We start from the raw sequence: 17,134 nt of genomic DNA, 5'->3' as shown, positions 1-17,134 counted from the left end.
TCGATGGCGATACGAAGCCCTGCGCTCACCGCAATGAGGCCGCCCTCTCCACGCGATCAGCCGCCCCCGCCAGAGTTGCTATACTGCACTCCGGCTTGTTCTGGACAATCCGCTGCACGCCCTCAGCGTCCCCCTTCCCGGGGCTCGAATCAATCGCGATCGGGTGGCGATCCCGCCCCCTTCCGGCAGCACGTCCCGCAAGCGCCTCATTCGGAGTCGGCAAGTTGCCTCTGATGACGTGAGCCTGCCATGTCGGCGGAAAGATCAGCGAAACGTACCCTACTACTGCTGGGCTTCTTATCGGTCGCCACCGCCGCGTCGGCGCAAACGCTTACCGACGAGCTAGCCAAACGCAGCGGCGTAAGCGCCCCGCAAGTCACGGCGCTACTCGCCAACTGCGACGCGAACCGAAACAGTATGAAGCTCTGTGCCTGGCGCGATGAACTCGCCGCCGAACGCACGTTGGCCCGGCTCATCGACGAAAAGCGGGCTGCCTCGCCCAAATGCGGCGCCGTGCTCGCGCAAAAGGTTGCGGCTTGGCAACGGCGGCGCGACGAAACGTGCCGGCAATCGGCCCAGCGACAATGGACCGACGGGTCTATGCAATCGGCCGCACTGGCGATGTGCACTACCGATCGCACGAAGCAAATGATGCAGTCCCTCTCCTCCGATAGCTGCCCGTAAGGCTGGCGCGTTCACCCTTGAAATATCGCGGGCCGCCCCCCACGATATTTCCGTGGGGGAGAGCCGCGACGATGTGCCTCCGCAAGTCAAGTTCCGCGTCGCCCTGAGATTCGAGCAAACTGTTGTGACCGTCGCGGAATTTCCGGCGCCCATTGCTGTCGATATCAAGCTCGGCTAACCGCGGTCGGTTCGGCCACCTGCCCACTTTTGCGCCACGATAAAGATGGAACGGTATTTTATGTCACGCACCAGCGCAGTCGGGCTGCTCGTCGATACGCGTCAAGCGCTCGTCGCGGACATGCATGACAAGCCGCCTCATGAGGCCGAGCGCAACCAACAAATGATCCAGCAGGTGGAGCGGCTGCTGCTGGATGTTCGGATCGGACGCACGCGCGAGTTCAGGCTCGAATTTCCGAACCGGATCGATGTCGTCGTCTCCGACTGAGGCGTGGGACATACAGGCACGACAGCAAGATTTCGCGCACGCCGCGCTCTCGTCTACAATCTCGCCCACCAATTGAAAGCCGGCCCCACGCCGGTGCGCGTCCGAGACGCAAGCCGCCCACGTTGGCGGCTTTTTCATTCGCCCGCCTCAGACTGTTGACAACGATGATTCACGATCCGAACGATACGGGCTTGCCGCCCGATGCCCCCGGCGACGCCGACGCCCCCTCGTTTCCGCGCCGCATTCGCAGCTTCGTCACACGCGCCGGCCGCGTATCGACAGGGCAACGCCGCGCACTCGACGAACTGGGGCCGCGTTTCGTCGTCCCGTACTCGCCCGCCCCCGCAAATTGGGAAGCCGTGTTCGGGCGGCAAGCGCCGCGCGTGCTCGAAATCGGCTTCGGCATGGGCGCCACGACGGCCGAGATCGCCGCCGCCCGGCCCGGTGACGATTTCATCGGAGTCGAAGTGCACGAGCCCGGTGTCGGTGCGCTCTTGAAGCTGATCGGCGAAGAAGAACTGACGAATATCCGAATCGTTCAGCACGACGCGGTCGAGGTGATCGAGCACATGATCGAGCCCGGCACGCTCGACGGCGTGCACATCTTTTTCCCCGATCCGTGGCATAAAGCGCGCCATCACAAACGCCGGCTGATTCAACCTCGGTTCGTCGCGCTGTTGGCGTCGCGCCTGAAGCCGGGCGCTTACCTGCACTGCGCCACCGATTGGCAAAACTACGCCGAACAAATGCTTGAGGTCCTCGGCGCGGAGCCGTCGCTCGAAAACACCGCGCAAGACTACGCGCCGCGGCCCGAGTACCGTCCCGTCACGAAGTTCGAGCGGCGCGGCTTGCGGCTCGGCCACGGCGTCTGGGACCTCGTCTTCAAACGCCGCTGACCCGGCGCTTCACGCTCGCCTGCGCGGCCGGGGTGCAAAAGCGCTACGCGCCCCAGTTCAGCGCATCGCCATAGCCGATGACGAGCACGATCATCCCGAACGCGATGCGATACCAGGCGAATGCCGTGAAATCGTGCGTGGCGAGATAGCGCAGCAGCCATCGCACGCAGACGAAGGCACTCACGAAAGCGGCGGCCGTCCCGACCGTCAAAATATCGGCGATATCGACGAATGCCGTGCCGCGGTGTTTGATCAGTTCATAAAGGGTCGCGCCGCCGATCACGGGAATCGCCAGAAAAAACGAAAATTCGGTGGCGACGCGCCGCTCGACGCCGAGCAGCATCGCCCCGATGATCGTGGAGCCCGAGCGCGATACGCCCGGAATCAGCGCGCAGCATTGCGCACACCCCACTTTGAATGCATCGAGCGGACGCAATTCGTCGATCGTACGAATCCGCCCCGACGCACCGCCACGCCGCCGTTCGCGCGCTTGCGCCCACAAGATGACGATCCCGCCCGCGACGAGCGCGAGCGCAACCGGCACCGGCGCGAAAAGCGCATCCTTGATCACGGCTTCGAACGATAAACCCAGCAAGACAGCCGGGATGGTGGCGATGACGACATTGAGCGCGAACCGGCGCTGCGTGGTGTCGCCCCATACGCCGGACGCCACGCGGCCGATGCGCCGCCGGTACTCCCAGCACACGGCCAGAATGGCGCCGAATTGAATGACGACGTGGAATGTCTTCGCGCCGTCGACGCCGAAATTGAGCAGGCTACCGACGACGATCAGATGTCCCGTACTCGAGACGGGAAGAAATTCGGTCAGTCCTTCGACGACGCCGAGAATCAACGCCTTGCCGATCAAAACCCAATCCATCGATGCCCTCGCTCTCGAACAGTGGCAGTGCAAGCGGACCGGGCGATCGTGCTCGCGGCCCCTCGCGGCCGCGCCTTCGTCATTTTTCGACGATCTGAACGCGTATGCCGTTTGTAAGGATCGTAATTGTACCGGGTTCGAAGTTCACGCCGGCGAATTGGAGTTGCTCGGGCTTGAACGTATAGATCGGGTACCCGTCGAGCCATTGCGCAGCCGCCAGCGCGCCGGCCGCCTCGATTTGCTGCTGGTAGGCCCGGGCCTGGCCCTCGAGGTCGACCCGCTCGACGCTCGGCGAGCGCAGCACCACCGCGTGGCTCGGCTCGTCGTACTGGAGCTCACTCGTCAGCAGAAAGCCGCCATCGACGCTCTGCTGCAAAAAGGGGCTCTGCACGTGTGCGTCCACATGGACCGTGACTCGGTTGGAACCGGGCTCGAAGCCGACGACCGGGTTCGTCAACGAGACGTCGAACAGCTGCGATACGGTATGCCGATAGGGGAATTTGCGCGCGACCGCGGCTTGCACCTGGTCACGGGAAAACGTGTAGTGATCGGGGATGAAAGGAAACGTCGAACTCGCGCAGGCCGAGAGCGACAAGCCGATGCTCGCGCAGGCGAACGCCGCGCAAGCCAAACCCAACAATCCACGCCGGCGGGACGCAACGGCATACGTCATGCAAAACCTCCTAGTGTTTCGGTGTCCTCGGCGCCGCGATCGCCGCCGGGGCATGTGTCCGCTTCGAGCTGTGTTAGCCATGCGAGTGCCTGCGCCTGCGTCGTACCGCACATTTGCGGCTGCGGCTGCAAGCCCGAGCAGCAAGCCGGACGCTCGGGACGGCCGAAGATACGGCAACGCGCGTCTTCATCGAGTTGTATGCACGGCACGCCGGCCGGCTTGCCGTTCGGCATGCCGGGAATCGGGCTCGTGATCGAGGGCGCGATGCAGCACGCACCGCAGCCGGGACGGCAGGCGTGCTCGGGCATGCTAGGCGAGCAAGTGGTGAAACCGGGGGCGTTCAATGCAATGGCTCGAATCAAAACGGCAATAAGGGGGAACGTTCGACGCGCCGGGCGCGAGGACGCTCAACCTTGGTAAAGTAGATGCTTCGCCCAAGATTTTACGAGGATCGCAGCATGCGCGGTACGCGCGCCATTTTCGCGGTGCAAAAGCTCAAGGAGCGCACCGGCAATACCCACTACGCCGCCATCGGCATGCCGGGCGGTTTATTTCGTCTGGTGGATCGCGCAAGCGGCATCGAGTTGCCGCTCTCCGAGCCGCTGCCGCTCGATGCATTCGTTGCCTTCGTCGACGCCATTTCGCCGGCCAAACCCCGCAAACTCACTAAGCTCGACGCGGCGTTCGAGGCGCAGATCAAACGCAGCAAACGCTAAGGAGTGCGGCGGCCCGCACCCGGTTTGGTACAATCCGAAAGTTTCTTTCCGTCGTACCGAACCGCTACGTCCAAGTCCGTCAAGTCGCCATGAACATCGAGCAAGCCCGTTTCAACATGATCGAACAACAAATTCGCCCCTGGGACGTGCTGGACCAGGACGTGCTGAATCTGCTGTCGGTCGTCAAGCGCGAAAACTACGTCCCCGCCGCCTACCGCGAAATCGCATTCGCCGATCTCGAAGTGCCGCTGCCCGCCGGCGAGCACATGCTCTTCCCCCGCGTCGAAGCGCGCGTGCTGCAAGAGCTGGCCGTCAAGAAGCATGAAACCGTCCTCGAAATCGGAGCGGGCTCGGGCTATATGGCCGCGCTGCTCGCCCACCGCGCCCGCCATGTGCTGACCGTCGATATCAAACCGGAACTTGCTGAGCTCGCGAAGCGCAATCTCTCCGAAGACGGCGTGACGAACGTGGAAGTCGCTTCCGGCGACGGCGCGCGCGGCTGGCCTGCAAGCGCACCGTACGACGTCATCTGCGTCTCGGGCGGTCTGCCGGTGCTGCCGCAAGAAATCCTCGAGCAACTGAAGATCGGCGGCCGCCTCGCCGCATTCGTCGGCACGGCGCCCGTCATGAAGGCGCAAATCATCACGCGCGTCGACGAAAAGCAATTCCGCGTGGCCGATATCTTCGAAACGTATATCGAGCCGCTCGTGAACGCCGTTCAGGCGCCGCGCTTCAAGTTCTAAGTCCATTCGTTCTCGTCGGCGCGGCCTCGATCTCATCGACCGCGCCAACGCCCCGCTCCTCCGATCGATCGCCATCATGCAAAACCTGACCGCGCCCGCACTCGCCGAATGGCTTGCCGACACCTCGCGCGCCGCGCCCGTCCTGCTCGACGTGCGCGAACCGTGGGAAGTCGCGACTGCCCATATCGCCGGCTGCGTGGATATTCCGATGCGCGACATCCCGGCGCGCAGCGAAGAACTCGACGACGAAGCGCAGATCGTCTGCATCTGCCATCACGGCGCGCGCAGCGCCAATGTGGCCATGTTCCTCGAAGGACGCGGCTTTAAGAACGTCTTCAATCTGCAAGGCGGGATCGATGCTTGGTCGCGTCAGGTCGATCCCAAAGTGCCGCTTTATTGATCGGTCCCATCGATCGCAAAAAAGCCGGCCCGATTCGAGGCCGGCTTTTTTTCGACCCATCGAACGCGCGCCCCAAGACGGTTCACCAATATCGCGCGTCACGCTCGCAGTCAGCGCGCCGCGCACCAACTTGATCCCGCCTTTCCCCGGTCTCGGGAATGACACATCGCGCTATTCACCTCGATGTGCCGCCACCCCCTTATCAGGCCTTAATTGGCATACCCCTTGCGTTGCTCGGCGGTCCGCTCGCGACTATCGAGTCGTCTCGATGCACGCACTGCGCGACTTACTCCAATAAACGTCATTTCAGCACCGGCAAGGGGAAGCACATGAAACGTCGCAGCTTGTTGAAGCTCGGTACGCTCTCCGGCGCGCTTGCGCTCGCAGGGCAAGCCCCGATCGCTCGCGCGCAATCGTCGAAGGGACCCATCAAGGTCGGCATCTTGCACTCGTTGTCTGGCACGATGGCGATCTCGGAAACCTCGCTCAAAGATACGGCGCTCATGACGATCGCCGACATCAACAAGAACGGCGGCGTGATGGGTCGGCAAATCGAGCCCGTCGTCGTCGACCCGGCATCGAATTGGCCGCTGTTCGCCGAAAAAGCGCGGCAGCTGCTAACCCAGGAAAAGGTCGCCTGCGTGTTCGGGTGCTGGACCTCGGTCTCGCGCAAATCGGTCTTGCCCGTATTCGAGGAATTGAACGGCCTGCTCTACTACCCCGTTCAATATGAAGGCGAAGAGATGTCGCGCAACGTCTTTTATACGGGAGCCGCGCCCAATCAGCAGGCGCTGCCGGCCGTCGAATATCTGATGAGCGCCGAAGGCGGCGGCGCCAAGCGATTCTTCCTGCTCGGCACCGACTACGTCTATCCGCGCACGACCAACAAGATCCTGCGCGCCTTCCTGCATTCGAAGGGTGTGGCGGACGCCGACATTCAAGAGGTGTACACGCCCTTCGGACACAGCGACTATCAAACGATCGTCGCGAACATCAAGGCATTCGCGCAAGGCGGCAAAACCACGGTCGTCTCGACGATCAACGGCGACTCGAACGTCCCCTTCTATAAAGAGCTCGGCAATCAGGGCATCAAAGCGACGGATACGCCCGTCGTCGCGTTCTCCGTGGGCGAAGAAGAATTGCGCGGGATCGATACGAAGCCGCTCGTGGGTCACCTCGCCGCATGGAACTACTTCATGTCCGTGCGCGGCCCGGCCAACTCGAAGTTCAAGACGCAATGGGCCGACTGGGTGAAATCGCAAAACCTGCCCGGCGGCACCAAACGCGTGACGAACGATCCGATGGAAGCCACGTTCGTCGGCATCCATATGTGGAAGCAAGCCGTCGAGAAAGCCAAGAGCACGGACGTCGATAAAGTGCGCGCCGCGATGATCGGGCAAAGCATGGCAGCCCCTTCGGGATTCGCGTTGACGATGGACGGCAATCACCATCTGCACAAGCCCGTGATGATCGGCGAGATCCGCGCCGATGGGCAATTCAATATCGTCTGGAAGACCAAAGCGCCGATTCGCGCTCAACCGTGGAGCCCGTTCATCGCGGGCAACGCGGGCAAGCCCGACGTCGTCAGCTCGATCGGCGAATTCTTGCGCAGGCGCCGCGTCGCCTAAGCGACGGCTCGTTTAGCCATGCACGTTTGAGGCACGGTATCGCGAAGCGCGCTCGATTGCGCTTCGCGGCACCGTCGCTCGCCCCTGGATCGCCGTCTTTCTCGTGGCTCGACACATGAATCGATTCTTAAGCCGCGCGCTGCTAACGGCCGCGCTTGCGTATTCGCTGGTGAACTGCGCGGCATTCGCCGTGACGGCATCGGATCTCGCCCCGCTCGCCGGTGACGACTTCCACGCAAAGGCCGCCGCCATCGACGCGCTCGCAGCCAAGCATGACGACCCCGCCGCATTAGCCGTGCTCGGCGCGCTCGCCGACGACCGCGCGCTGGCGACCGATGCGGGCAACGTACTGATCGCGCAAAGCGCCGACGACACCCAGGCGCGCGACGCCGTTTCCGGCAAGCTCGTCGCGATCGGCGACGCGCAACCGGTAATGCTCGACAATCGCCTCCGCAACAAAGTGGCCCATGCATTGGCCGGCGTGCAACTCGCCTCGCCCGATCTCGACGTGCGCCGCCGCGCCGCGGACGCGCTGCTTGCGAATCCCGATCCGTCGATGAAAGCACTCGTCGAAGCCGCTCGCGCGAAGGAAACCGATCCGACGCTCAAGCGCCGTCTCGACGTTCTTTGGGCCACCACGGCCCTAACCGACCCCGACGCCACCAAACGGCTCGAAGCCGTGCAATTGCTGGCGGCACGGCACGATTTGGAGCTCTACCCGTTGTTGCGCCCGCTCGTCGCGCAGCGCGCCGACGGGACCTTCGTCGAACCCGACGCCCACGTACGTGCGGCTGCGCAACGCGGCATCGATGCACTCGACGCAATCACGCGCAACGGCCGTATCGCCGGCACGCTGTTCGCGGGCATCTCGCTGGGCAGCGTCTTGTTGCTCGCGGCGCTCGGCCTTGCGATCACCTATGGCGTCATCGGCGTCATCAACATGGCGCACGGCGAATTTCTCATGATCGGCGCCTATGCGACCTACGTCGTGCAAAACGCGTTTCGCCACTACGCACCAGGCGCGTTCGATTGGTACCCACTCGCGGCGGTACCCGCTTCGTTCATCGCCGCGGCGCTCGTCGGCATCGCGCTCGAACGGCTCGTGCTGAGACGGCTTTACGGCCGGCCGCTCGAAACCTTGCTGACGACTTTCGGCGCGAGCCTCGTCCTCATGCAAGCCACCCGCACGCTTTTTGGTGCGCAGAACGTCCAAGTGACGAACCCCGATTGGATGACCGGCGGCGTCACGGTCATGCAGAACCTCGTGCTGCCGTACAACCGTATCGTCATCCTCGCGTTCTCGCTGGCCGTGGTCGCGATCGCATGGGCCGTGCTCACGCGCACGCGGCTCGGCCTCTTCGTGCGCGCCGTCACCCAAAACCGCACGATGGCGGCCTGCGTAGGCGTGAAAACCGCATTCGTCGACTCCTACGCATTCGCATTCGGGGCGGGCATCGCCGGCCTCGGCGGTTGCGCGCTCTCGCAGATCGGCAACGTCGGGCCCGATCTGGGCCAAAGCTATATCGTCGATTCGTTCATGGCGGTCGTCCTTGGCGGCGTCGGGCAACTGGCCGGCACCGTGCTCGGCAGCTTCGGCCTCGGCATCCTCACGAAGGCGATCGAACCGATCTCCGGTGCCGTATTGGCCAAAATCGCCGTGCTCGTGTTGATCGTTCTCGTCATCCAAAAACGTCCGCAGGGGCTGTTCGCTCTGAAAGGACGCAGCGCATGAGGCCCGCAATGCGTTCTCTTCCCTCCTCCGCGGCCGCGCAAGAAGCCAGTTCGCGCGACACGCGTCATGTCCGGCCGGCGCCTACGCCGAGCGCCGGCCTCGCCCTGCCCGAGCGGCGACCGCTGCTCTCGCGCCCCGCATGGACCGCGCTTCTCGCCCTTGTGTTGATCGTCGGCTTAGGGGCACCGATCGCCGCGCTGGTGTTGCCCGCGTCGAGCGCGCTGCATCTGTCGGCTTATACGCTGACGATCGGCGGCAAGTTCATGTGCTACGCGATTGCCGCGCTCGCCCTCGATCTCGTGTGGGGCTATTGCGGGATCTTGAGCCTGGGTCATGGCCTCTTCTTCGCACTCGGCGGATACGGAATCGGCATGTACCTCATGCGCGCGATCGGACACGACGGCGTATACGGCAGCGATTTGCCGGACTTCATGGTGTTTTTGAATTGGCATGCGCTGCCGTGGTTCTGGCACGGCACCGAACATCTTGGGTACGCGCTTGCGCTCGTGCTCGTCGTGCCCGCGCTGCTCGCGTGGATCTTCGGCTTCTTCGCGTTTCGTTCGCGCGTTCAGGGCGTGTATCTGTCGATCATCACGCAAGCGCTCACGTACGCGGCGATGCTGCTCTTTTATCGAAACGAGACCGGCTTCGGCGGCAACAACGGCTTCACCGATTTCAAACGCATCGCCGGCTTTCCGATCGCCCATCCCGCCACCCGCGTCACGCTGTTCTTGCTGACGTTCGCCGTATTGGTGCTTGCATTCGTCGGCGCACGCGCCATCGTCACATCGAAACTCGGGCGCGTCGTCACGGCCATGCGCGACAGCGAGACGCGCTTGATGTTTCTCGGCTATAGCCCGCTCGCGTACAAGCTGTTCATCTGGACGCTGTCGGCCATGCTCTGCGCGATCGCGGGGGCGCTCTACGTCCCGCAAGTCGGCATCATCAATCCGAGCGAGATGTCGCCCGCGAACTCGATCGAAATGGCGATTTGGGTGGCCGTCGGCGGACGCGGTACGTTGCTCGGGCCGATTGCCGGCGCGTTCGCGGTCAACGCGGCACGCAGCGCATTCACGGCCTACTTGCCCGAGTATTGGCTGTTCTTCCTCGGCGCACTGTTCGTCGTCGTGCCGCTCGCATTGCCGCGCGGTCTCGCGGGGCTCGCCGCCTCGCTCGTCAAACGGGGGACACGCGCATGACGACGATACGCACGCCGGACGATATGGCGGCGCTTCTCACCCCGCCCTCGGGCGACGCACCGATGGCGCACCTCGTCACGCCCGGCGCCATCGATATCACGCACGGCACAATCCTCTACGTCGAAGACGTGACGGTCAGCTTCGACGGCTTTCGGGCGCTGAACGGCCTGTCGCTGACGCTCGATGCGGGCGAATTGCGTTGCGTCATCGGTCCGAACGGAGCCGGCAAGACGACGATGATGGATGTGATCACGGGCCGCACGCGCCCCGATCACGGACGCGTCTTCCTCGGCCAGACGCTCGATCTCACGCGCATGGACGAGCCGGCGATCGCGCGCGCGGGCATCGGCCGCAAGTTTCAAAAGCCGACGGTCTTCGAGCAACATCCCGTCTGGGAAAACCTCGAACTCGCGATGAAGACCGACAAACGCTGGCATGCGACGCTGCGCGCGCGGCTTGGGCGCGATGCGCTGTCCCGGATCGAGGAGACGCTTGCCACCATCGGCCTCGAACAACAAGCGTGGCGGCCTGCGGGCGAACTTTCGCATGGACAGAAGCAGCGTCTCGAGATCGGTATGCTGCTCACGCAGCAGCCCGCGCTGCTGTTGCTCGACGAACCCGCCGCGGGCATGACCGACGACGAAACGATGGCGCTCGCCGCCCTGCTCGATCGGTTGCGCGGCACGTGCTCAATGATCGTCGTCGAGCATGACATGGAGTTCGTGGCCGCGCTCGCGGGGTCGCACGGACGCGTGACGGTCATGGCCGAAGGGCGCGTGCTCGCGCAGGGAACGCTCGACGAAGTGAAGCGCGACGAGGCCGTCGTCGAATCCTATCTTGGCCGCTGAGGCACGTACCGACGACACGACGAGGACAGCTTCGATGCTCGATGTAACCGGACTCAATCAATACTACGGCGGCAGCCATATCTTGCGCGACGTGACGATGCACGTGCCCAAGGGGTCGCTCACCGTCTTACTCGGCCGCAACGGCGTGGGCAAAACGACGCTGATGCGCTGCCTCATGGGGGTGGTCCGCGCCAAGAGCGGCACGATCGCATGGCGCGGGCAGACGCTCGATGCGCTAGCGCCGCCGGCCCGCGTCGCGCGTGGCATCGCCTATGTTCCGCAAGGGCGCGATATCTTTGCACGCCTGACCGTCGAAGAGAATCTGCTCGTAGGCGCGGCGAGCAAGCGCGGCGTCTCGCAGGTCCCCGAGCGCATTTACACGCTCTTTCCCGTGCTGAAAGACATGCGCAAGCGGCGCGGCGGCGATTTGTCGGGCGGGCAGCAACAGCAACTCGCGATCGGCCGTGCCCTGATGAGCGAGCCTGAACTGCTCATCCTCGACGAGCCCACCGAAGGTATTCAACCCTCGATCATCCAAGAGATCGGCCGGACGCTGCGCAAGCTCGTCGACGAAACCGGCATGACGGTGCTGCTCGTCGAGCAGTACTACGACTTCGCTAAAGCGCTGGCCGATCACTACTGGGTCATGCGGCGAGGCGAGATCGTCGCAAACGGCACAGGCACCGAAATGGACGCGCGCGGCGTACGCGAGATGATCGCCGTCTGACATGCGCGGTGCTATGCTCGATCTCATCTTTATGCGCGCGCGTCCCGCGCCCGACGCCTTTCATGTCTTCACACGTATTAGACGCCCCAGCGCTCGCGGCGAATATACCCGCCTCCGAGCCCGGTCTTCGCCAATCCCACGGTTGGCAAGCGAGCCTTGCGCTCGGATTCGAGCGCCGCGATGCGCGCACCACGCTTACGCATCGTCTGCATCAAGGCCCGCTGCGCGTACAGAAACCGCTTTATCCCGAAGGGGAATCGATCTGTCATGCGGTGATCGTCCACCCTCCCGGCGGCATCGCGGGCGGCGACGCACTGACGCTCGACGTCTCGCTCGGCGCACGTGCGCATGCGGTGCTGACCACGCCGGGCGCGGCGAAATGGTACAAGTCGAACGGACGCCTCGCACGCCAGAAGATCGCTATCGCCGTGGGCCCCGGCGCGAAGCTCGATTGGCTACCGCAAAACAACATCGTCTTCGACGACGCGCACATCGCGCTCGACTTCACGCTGACGTTGGCGGAAGGCGCAAGCGCGATCGGCTGGGATGCGACGCAGCTTGGCCGCGTGGCGGCGGGCGAGCGTTGGTCGACCGGAACACTGTCGAGCACGGCCCGCATCGTCGGCGCGTCAGGCGAACTGCTTTGGTTCGAGCACGCCGAACTGACGGCAGACGACGCGTTGCGCATCGCTCGGCAAGGACTGAGCCGTCATCCCGCATACGGGACGCTGTGGGCAATCGGCCCTGCTTGCGACGACGCATTGGCCGAATCGCTTGCGCCGAGCTTACCGTTCGACGAATACCAGCGCGCGGGGGTCTCGTGCGTCGCCCCGGGCGTGCTCGTCGTGCGGGCGCTCGCCCACTCGATGGAGGCGCTGCAACAGACACTGGCTCAGTGCTGGCAGGTACTGCGCCCGCTTGTGCACGGCGTCGATGCGCGCGCGCTGCGCATTTGGAGCACTTAAGCCGTCGGAATCGACAACGCATATCGAATGTCACCGTATTGCATGGCTATATTAAGGAGTCCGTAAGGAATTCCTTGCAAAGCCCCCGTCCCGCAAGATGCGGTGCTAGGATGGATCTCGCACCCTTGCGCGAAATCCGCCGTCATCGCGCGGACCGTCGTCCGATTTTTCATCATCCCGTTTGAGCGCCGCGCGCCATGAAACTGACGCCTAGAGAAAAAGACAAGCTCCTCATCTTCACCGCCGCGCTGCTTGCCGAACGACGCCGTGCACGCGGGCTGAAGCTGAATCATCCCGAAGCCGTGGCGTACATCTCCGCCGCATTGATGGAAGCCGCGCGAGACGGCAAGACGGTGGCCGAAGTCATGCACTACGGCACGACGCTGCTCACGCGCGACGACGTCATGGAAGGCGTGCCCGAAATGATCCCCGAGATCCAAATCGAGGCAACGTTTCCCGACGGGACCAAGCTCGTCACCGTCCACCACCCGATTCCTTGATGCAGGGACACGTCCATCATGATCCCCGGTGAAATCCTGACCGAAGACGGCGAGATCGAACTGAACGCCGGCCGCGAGACTCGCACGCTCAGCGTCGCCAATACCGGCGACCGGCCCGTCCAGGTCGGCTCGCACTACCACTTCTATGAAGCGAACGCCGCGCTGGCGTTCGATCGCGAGCAAGCACGCGGCTTCAGGCTCAACATCGCCGCCGGCACGGCCGTGCGTTTCGAGCCCGGCCAATCGCGCACGGTGGAGCTCGTGGCACTGGCCGGTGCGCGCACCGTCTACGGCTTCAACGGCAAGGTAATGGGGCCGCTCTGAAGTTTCGTTGCATTCGTCGATAGTCGATCCTTAGGACTCCCCATCGTCATGACTTTACGCATCAGCCGCCGCGCCTACGCGGAAATGTTCGGGCCGACCACAGGCGACCGCATTCGCCTCGCCGATACCGAGCTCACGATAGAAATCGAGCGCGACTTCACCGTTTACGGCGAGGAAGTGAAATTCGGCGGCGGGAAGGTCATCCGCGACGGCATGGGGCAATCGCAACGTGTCGCGCGCGAGGTGGCCGACACGGTCGTCACGAATGCCGTGATACTCGACCACTGGGGCATCGTCAAAGCCGATATCGGCATCAAGAACGGACGCATCGCCGCCATCGGCAAAGCCGGCAATCCGGACATCCAACCCGGCGTGACGATCGCGATCGGCGCGGCCACGGAGGTCATCGCGGGCGAAGGTCTCATCGTGACGGCGGGCGGGATCGACACGCACATTCACTTCATCTGCCCGCAGCAAATCGAAGAAGCGCTCGCCTCGGGTGTGACGACGATGCTCGGCGGCGGAACGGGACCCGCGACCGGAACCAACGCGACCACGTGTACGCCCGGTCCATGGCACCTCGAACGCATGCTGCAAGCCGCGGACGGCTGGCCGATGAACCTGGGCTTTCTCGGCAAGGGCAATACGAGCTTGCCTGAGCCGCTGGAAGAGCAAATCGCCGCGGGCGCCATCGGCTTGAAACTGCACGAGGATTGGGGCTCCACCCCGGCCGCGATCGACAACTGCCTGAGCGTTGCCGACGCCACCGATACGCAAGTGGCCATCCATACCGATACGCTGAACGAAGCCGGTTTCGTGGAAGCCACGGTCGATGCATTCAAAGGCCGCACGATCCACACGTATCACACCGAAGGCGCGGGCGGCGGCCATGCGCCCGACATCATCAAGGTGTGCGGCGAAGCGAACGTGCTGCCCTCATCGACGAACCCGACGCGCCCCTACACGATCAACACGCTCGACGAGCATCTGGACATGTTGATGGTCTGTCATCACTTGGATGCATCGATCGCCGAAGACCTCGCGTTCGCCGAATCGCGCATCCGGCGCGAGACGATCGCGGCCGAGGATATCTTGCACGATCTCGGCGCCCTCTCGATGCTTTCTTCCGATTCCCAAGCCATGGGGCGCGTGGGCGAAGTGATCATTCGCACCTGGCAAACGGCGCACAAGATGAAAGTGCAGCGCGGCTCGCTCGCGCAAGACAGCGCACGCAACGACAACTTCCGGGCGAAGCGCTATGTCGCGAAGTACACGATCAATCCGGCGCTCACGCATGGCATCGCGCATGAAGTCGGTTCGATCGAAGCAGGCAAATGGGCCGATCTCGTATTTTGGGAGCCGGCGTTTTTCGGCGTGAAACCCACGTTGATTCTCAAGGGCGGCATGATCGCACTCGCGCAAATGGGCGATCCCAATGCGTCGATTCCGACGCCGCAGCCCGTTCACTATCGCGAAATGTTCGCCACGCGCGGCGCGGCGCTCGCACAAACGTCGCTGACGTTCGTATCGCAAATGGCAGCGGACGCGGGTGTCGCGCAGCGCTATGGGCTGCAAAAGCGCGTGGTGCCCGTGCGTGGATGCCGTACGGTGTCGAAGGCAGACATGATCCACAACGCTTGGCAGCCTGCGATCAGCGTCGATCCCGAGACGTACGAAGTCGTGGCCGATGGCGAGCTCCTCACCTGCGAGCCGGCAGCGGTCTTGCCGATGGCACAGCGGTATTTCCTCTTTTGATCGGCCGGGCGTTCGTTCGACGAACGCTTAGTCATCCTCACCTTCTTCTCATGCGTACCATCGACAAACGTGTTTCCCCTCCCGCCAAACTCGCGGCCTCGCTCGTCGCGCGTGCGCCCACGCTGACGCTCGCGTACGACGCGCGCTGCAAGAGCCGGCTCGCGGCCGTGCTCGATAGCGGCGAGGACATTGCGCTCGTCATGCCGCGCGGGACCGTTCTAGCCGACGGCGACGTACTCGTGGCCGACGACGGCGCGCTCGTACGCGTCATTGCGGCGCCCGAGGCCGTGCTTTTCGTGCGCGCCTCGGACGCGCTGACGCTCACGCGAGCCGTCTACCATCTCGGCAATCGCCATACGCCCATCGAGATCGGCGCCGACTATCTGAAGCTCGAGGCCGACCCCGTACTCGAAGCGATGTTGACGCGCCTCGGCGCGCAAGTCGAACGCGCCACGTTGCCGTTTCACCCCGAAGCCGGCGCTTATGGCGGCGGCCATCGGCACGGTCATGACGCCACGTTCGCCGAAGACTACGCCCTCGCGCAACAGGTCTTCGTCCAGCATCATGGGCATGCCGACGAGCACGGACATGAACATGGACATGGGCACGATCACGACCATCATCACGATCATGCGCACCATCACCATGATGGTTGCGGACACAACCACAATAAGAAGCGTTGAATCATGCTTATCGCCGAGTTGACCGCCCTCTTGCACCTTGCCTCACCCGCATTGCCGATCGGCACATTCAGCTATTCGCAAGGGCTCGAAGCGGCGGTCGAGGCGCAATGGATACGCGACGGCGATACGGCACGCGAGTGGATAGAAAGCGGCTTGCTGCACGTGCTGGCGCGCGGGGAGTTGGCCTTCATCGGGCACCAGTTCGCTCGCTGGCAGCACGACGATGCATCGGCGCTCGCGCAGGCCGATAGACAATTCCTCGCGAGCCGCGAGGCCGCCGAACTCAGGCGCGAAACCGAGCAAATGGGTTGGTCGCTCAAGCAGCTCGCCTTCTCGCTCGAGTGGGGCGACGCGGCACGGCGCGCCACGCTCGAGACGTTGACGCCGCTCTCGCAGCCGACCGCTTTCGCCTTCGCGGCGGCGGTACACGAGTTACCGGTCGATGCGGCGCTTGCCGCTTATGCGTTCGCTTGGGCCGAGAACCAGGTTGCCGCCGCCATTAAAGCGGTACCGCTCGGCCAGCTCGCGGGTCAGCGAATCTTGATGGCCGTGCGTCCGGTCATCGAGCGCGCTTGTGCGCGCGCGCTCGATACGCCGCCCGAGCGTATCAACACGTTCTCGCCGATGCTGGGCGTGCTGTCCGCGCGGCACGAAACACAATATTCGCGGCTTTTCCGTTCTTGAATCGAAAGGGCATCAAACCATGCGAACCAAAAAATTGCCGCCGCTGCGCGTCGGCGTGGGCGGCCCGGTGGGCTCGGGTAAAACGACGCTGCTCGAGATGCTGTGCAAGGCGATGCGCGATCGATACGACCTCGTCGCCATTACGAACGACATCTATACCAAGGAAGATCAGCGCCTGCTGACCGTGGCGGGCGCACTGGCGCCCGAGCGCATCATGGGCGTGGAGACGGGCGGTTGCCCGCATACGGCAATCCGCGAAGACGCGTCGATCAATCTCGAAGCCGTCGACCGGATGCTCAAGCGATTCCCCGACGCCGACATCGTCTTCATCGAATCGGGCGGCGACAACCTCGCGGCGACGTTCAGCCCAGAACTCTCCGATTTGACGATCTACGTCATCGACGTAGCCGGAGGGGAAAAGATTCCGCGTAAGGGCGGCCCCGGCATCACCAAGTCGGACCTTCTCGTCATCAACAAGACCGATCTCGCGCCGCACGTCGGAGCCAATCTGGACATCATGGCTGCCGACGCGAAAACGATGCGCGGCGAGCGGCCATTCGTCATGTGCAATTTGAAGACGCAAAGCGGACTGGCCGACGTTATTGCCTTCATCGAACGCAAGGGCTTGTTGGTCGGCTAACGTGCCTTGACG

21 protein-coding genes are annotated in these 17,134 nt (G+C 63.6%); 18 read left to right on the top strand and 3 right to left on the bottom strand.

The window, feature by feature from the left end:
• The first annotated feature begins 249 nt into the window (after positions 1–249).
• The 3 genes from AB1286_RS16940 to trmB all read left to right on the top strand — a co-directional run bounded on the left by AB1286_RS16940 (position 250) and on the right by trmB (position 2,025).
• On the top strand, positions 250–684 hold the full coding sequence (locus tag AB1286_RS16940) for a lysozyme inhibitor LprI family protein (RefSeq protein WP_430364349.1): 435 nt from the start codon (positions 250–252) through the stop codon (positions 682–684).
• A gap of 238 nt (positions 685–922) precedes the next feature.
• Positions 923–1,129, top strand: coding sequence for a hypothetical protein (locus AB1286_RS16935; protein WP_430364348.1), 207 nt, complete (start codon positions 923–925; stop codon positions 1,127–1,129).
• A 164-nt stretch (positions 1,130–1,293) separates the two neighbouring features.
• Positions 1,294–2,025, top strand: coding sequence for a tRNA (guanosine(46)-N7)-methyltransferase TrmB (gene trmB / locus AB1286_RS16930; protein WP_430364347.1), 732 nt, complete (start codon positions 1,294–1,296; stop codon positions 2,023–2,025).
• Between the two features lie 43 nt (positions 2,026–2,068).
• On the opposite strand, the gene AB1286_RS16925 is transcribed toward trmB, so the two are convergent.
• The 3 genes from AB1286_RS16925 to AB1286_RS16915 form a co-directional block, all read right to left on the bottom strand.
• The gene (locus AB1286_RS16925; protein WP_430364346.1) at positions 2,069–2,905 is read right to left on the bottom strand and encodes an undecaprenyl-diphosphate phosphatase; all 837 of its coding nucleotides are present in this window, start codon (positions 2,903–2,905) and stop codon (positions 2,069–2,071) included.
• Between the two features lie 79 nt (positions 2,906–2,984).
• Positions 2,985–3,578: a DUF1439 domain-containing protein gene (locus AB1286_RS16920; protein ID WP_430364345.1), complete on the bottom strand. Its 594-nt coding sequence runs from the start codon at positions 3,576–3,578 to the stop codon at positions 2,985–2,987.
• Complete coding sequence (locus AB1286_RS16915; RefSeq protein WP_430365102.1) at positions 3,575–3,886, bottom strand: YkgJ family cysteine cluster protein; 312 nt, start codon at positions 3,884–3,886, stop codon at positions 3,575–3,577. Before AB1286_RS16915 ends, AB1286_RS16920 begins: the two co-directional genes overlap by 4 nt.
• 150 nt (positions 3,887–4,036) lie before the next feature.
• Here AB1286_RS16915 and AB1286_RS16910 point away from each other — a divergent pair, with 150 nt between their 5' ends.
• The 15 genes from AB1286_RS16910 (at position 4,037) to ureG (ending at position 17,122) form a co-directional block, all read left to right on the top strand.
• Complete coding sequence (locus tag AB1286_RS16910; protein WP_430364344.1) at positions 4,037–4,294, top strand: hypothetical protein; 258 nt, start codon at positions 4,037–4,039, stop codon at positions 4,292–4,294.
• 89 nt (positions 4,295–4,383) lie between these two features.
• Positions 4,384–5,037, top strand: a complete 654-nt coding sequence (locus AB1286_RS16905; protein WP_430364343.1) for a protein-L-isoaspartate O-methyltransferase family protein — start codon at positions 4,384–4,386, stop codon at positions 5,035–5,037.
• Positions 5,038–5,113: 76 nt separating this feature from the next.
• Positions 5,114–5,437, top strand: coding sequence for a rhodanese-like domain-containing protein (locus AB1286_RS16900; RefSeq protein WP_430364342.1), 324 nt, complete (start codon positions 5,114–5,116; stop codon positions 5,435–5,437).
• A 329-nt stretch (positions 5,438–5,766) separates the two neighbouring features.
• The gene (gene urtA, locus AB1286_RS16895) at positions 5,767–7,065 is read left to right on the top strand and encodes an urea ABC transporter substrate-binding protein (protein ID WP_430364341.1); all 1,299 of its coding nucleotides are present in this window, start codon (positions 5,767–5,769) and stop codon (positions 7,063–7,065) included.
• 115 nt (positions 7,066–7,180) lie between these two features.
• Positions 7,181–8,797 (top strand): urea ABC transporter permease subunit UrtB, encoded by a 1,617-nt coding sequence (urtB, locus tag AB1286_RS16890; protein WP_430364340.1) that lies wholly within the window; start codon positions 7,181–7,183, stop codon positions 8,795–8,797.
• Between the two features lie 8 nt (positions 8,798–8,805).
• Complete coding sequence (gene urtC, locus AB1286_RS16885; RefSeq protein ID WP_430364339.1) at positions 8,806–9,996, top strand: urea ABC transporter permease subunit UrtC; 1,191 nt, start codon at positions 8,806–8,808, stop codon at positions 9,994–9,996.
• 23 nt (positions 9,997–10,019) lie between these two features.
• Positions 10,020–10,844 (top strand): urea ABC transporter ATP-binding protein UrtD, encoded by an 825-nt coding sequence (gene urtD / locus AB1286_RS16880; protein WP_430365101.1) that lies wholly within the window; start codon positions 10,020–10,022, stop codon positions 10,842–10,844.
• Positions 10,845–10,878: 34 nt separating this feature from the next.
• Positions 10,879–11,571 (top strand): urea ABC transporter ATP-binding subunit UrtE, encoded by a 693-nt coding sequence (urtE, locus tag AB1286_RS16875; RefSeq protein WP_430364338.1) that lies wholly within the window; start codon positions 10,879–10,881, stop codon positions 11,569–11,571.
• A gap of 62 nt (positions 11,572–11,633) precedes the next feature.
• Entirely contained in the window at positions 11,634–12,536 is a 903-nt protein-coding gene (locus tag AB1286_RS16870) for an urease accessory protein UreD (RefSeq protein WP_430364337.1), read from the top strand.
• A gap of 197 nt (positions 12,537–12,733) precedes the next feature.
• Positions 12,734–13,036 (top strand): urease subunit gamma, encoded by a 303-nt coding sequence (gene ureA, locus AB1286_RS16865; protein WP_430364336.1) that lies wholly within the window; start codon positions 12,734–12,736, stop codon positions 13,034–13,036.
• A gap of 18 nt (positions 13,037–13,054) precedes the next feature.
• Positions 13,055–13,360, top strand: a complete 306-nt coding sequence (locus tag AB1286_RS16860) for an urease subunit beta (protein ID WP_430364335.1) — start codon at positions 13,055–13,057, stop codon at positions 13,358–13,360.
• A gap of 48 nt (positions 13,361–13,408) precedes the next feature.
• Complete coding sequence (ureC, locus tag AB1286_RS16855; protein WP_430364334.1) at positions 13,409–15,115, top strand: urease subunit alpha; 1,707 nt, start codon at positions 13,409–13,411, stop codon at positions 15,113–15,115.
• Between the two features lie 50 nt (positions 15,116–15,165).
• On the top strand, positions 15,166–15,798 hold the full coding sequence (ureE, locus tag AB1286_RS16850; protein WP_430364333.1) for an urease accessory protein UreE: 633 nt from the start codon (positions 15,166–15,168) through the stop codon (positions 15,796–15,798).
• Positions 15,799–15,801: 3 nt separating this feature from the next.
• A complete protein-coding gene (locus tag AB1286_RS16845) occupies positions 15,802–16,482 on the top strand; it encodes an urease accessory protein UreF (protein WP_430364332.1) in 681 nt (226 codons plus the stop codon).
• 19 nt (positions 16,483–16,501) lie between these two features.
• Positions 16,502–17,122, top strand: a complete 621-nt coding sequence (gene ureG / locus AB1286_RS16840) for an urease accessory protein UreG (RefSeq protein WP_430364331.1) — start codon at positions 16,502–16,504, stop codon at positions 17,120–17,122.
• The last annotated feature ends 12 nt before the right edge of the window (positions 17,123–17,134 follow it).

The organism is Trinickia sp. NRRL B-1857, assembly GCF_050470685.1.
Taxonomy (GTDB): Bacteria; Pseudomonadota; Gammaproteobacteria; order Burkholderiales; family Burkholderiaceae; genus Trinickia.
This window is presented reverse-complemented; position numbering and strand designations above follow the sequence as displayed.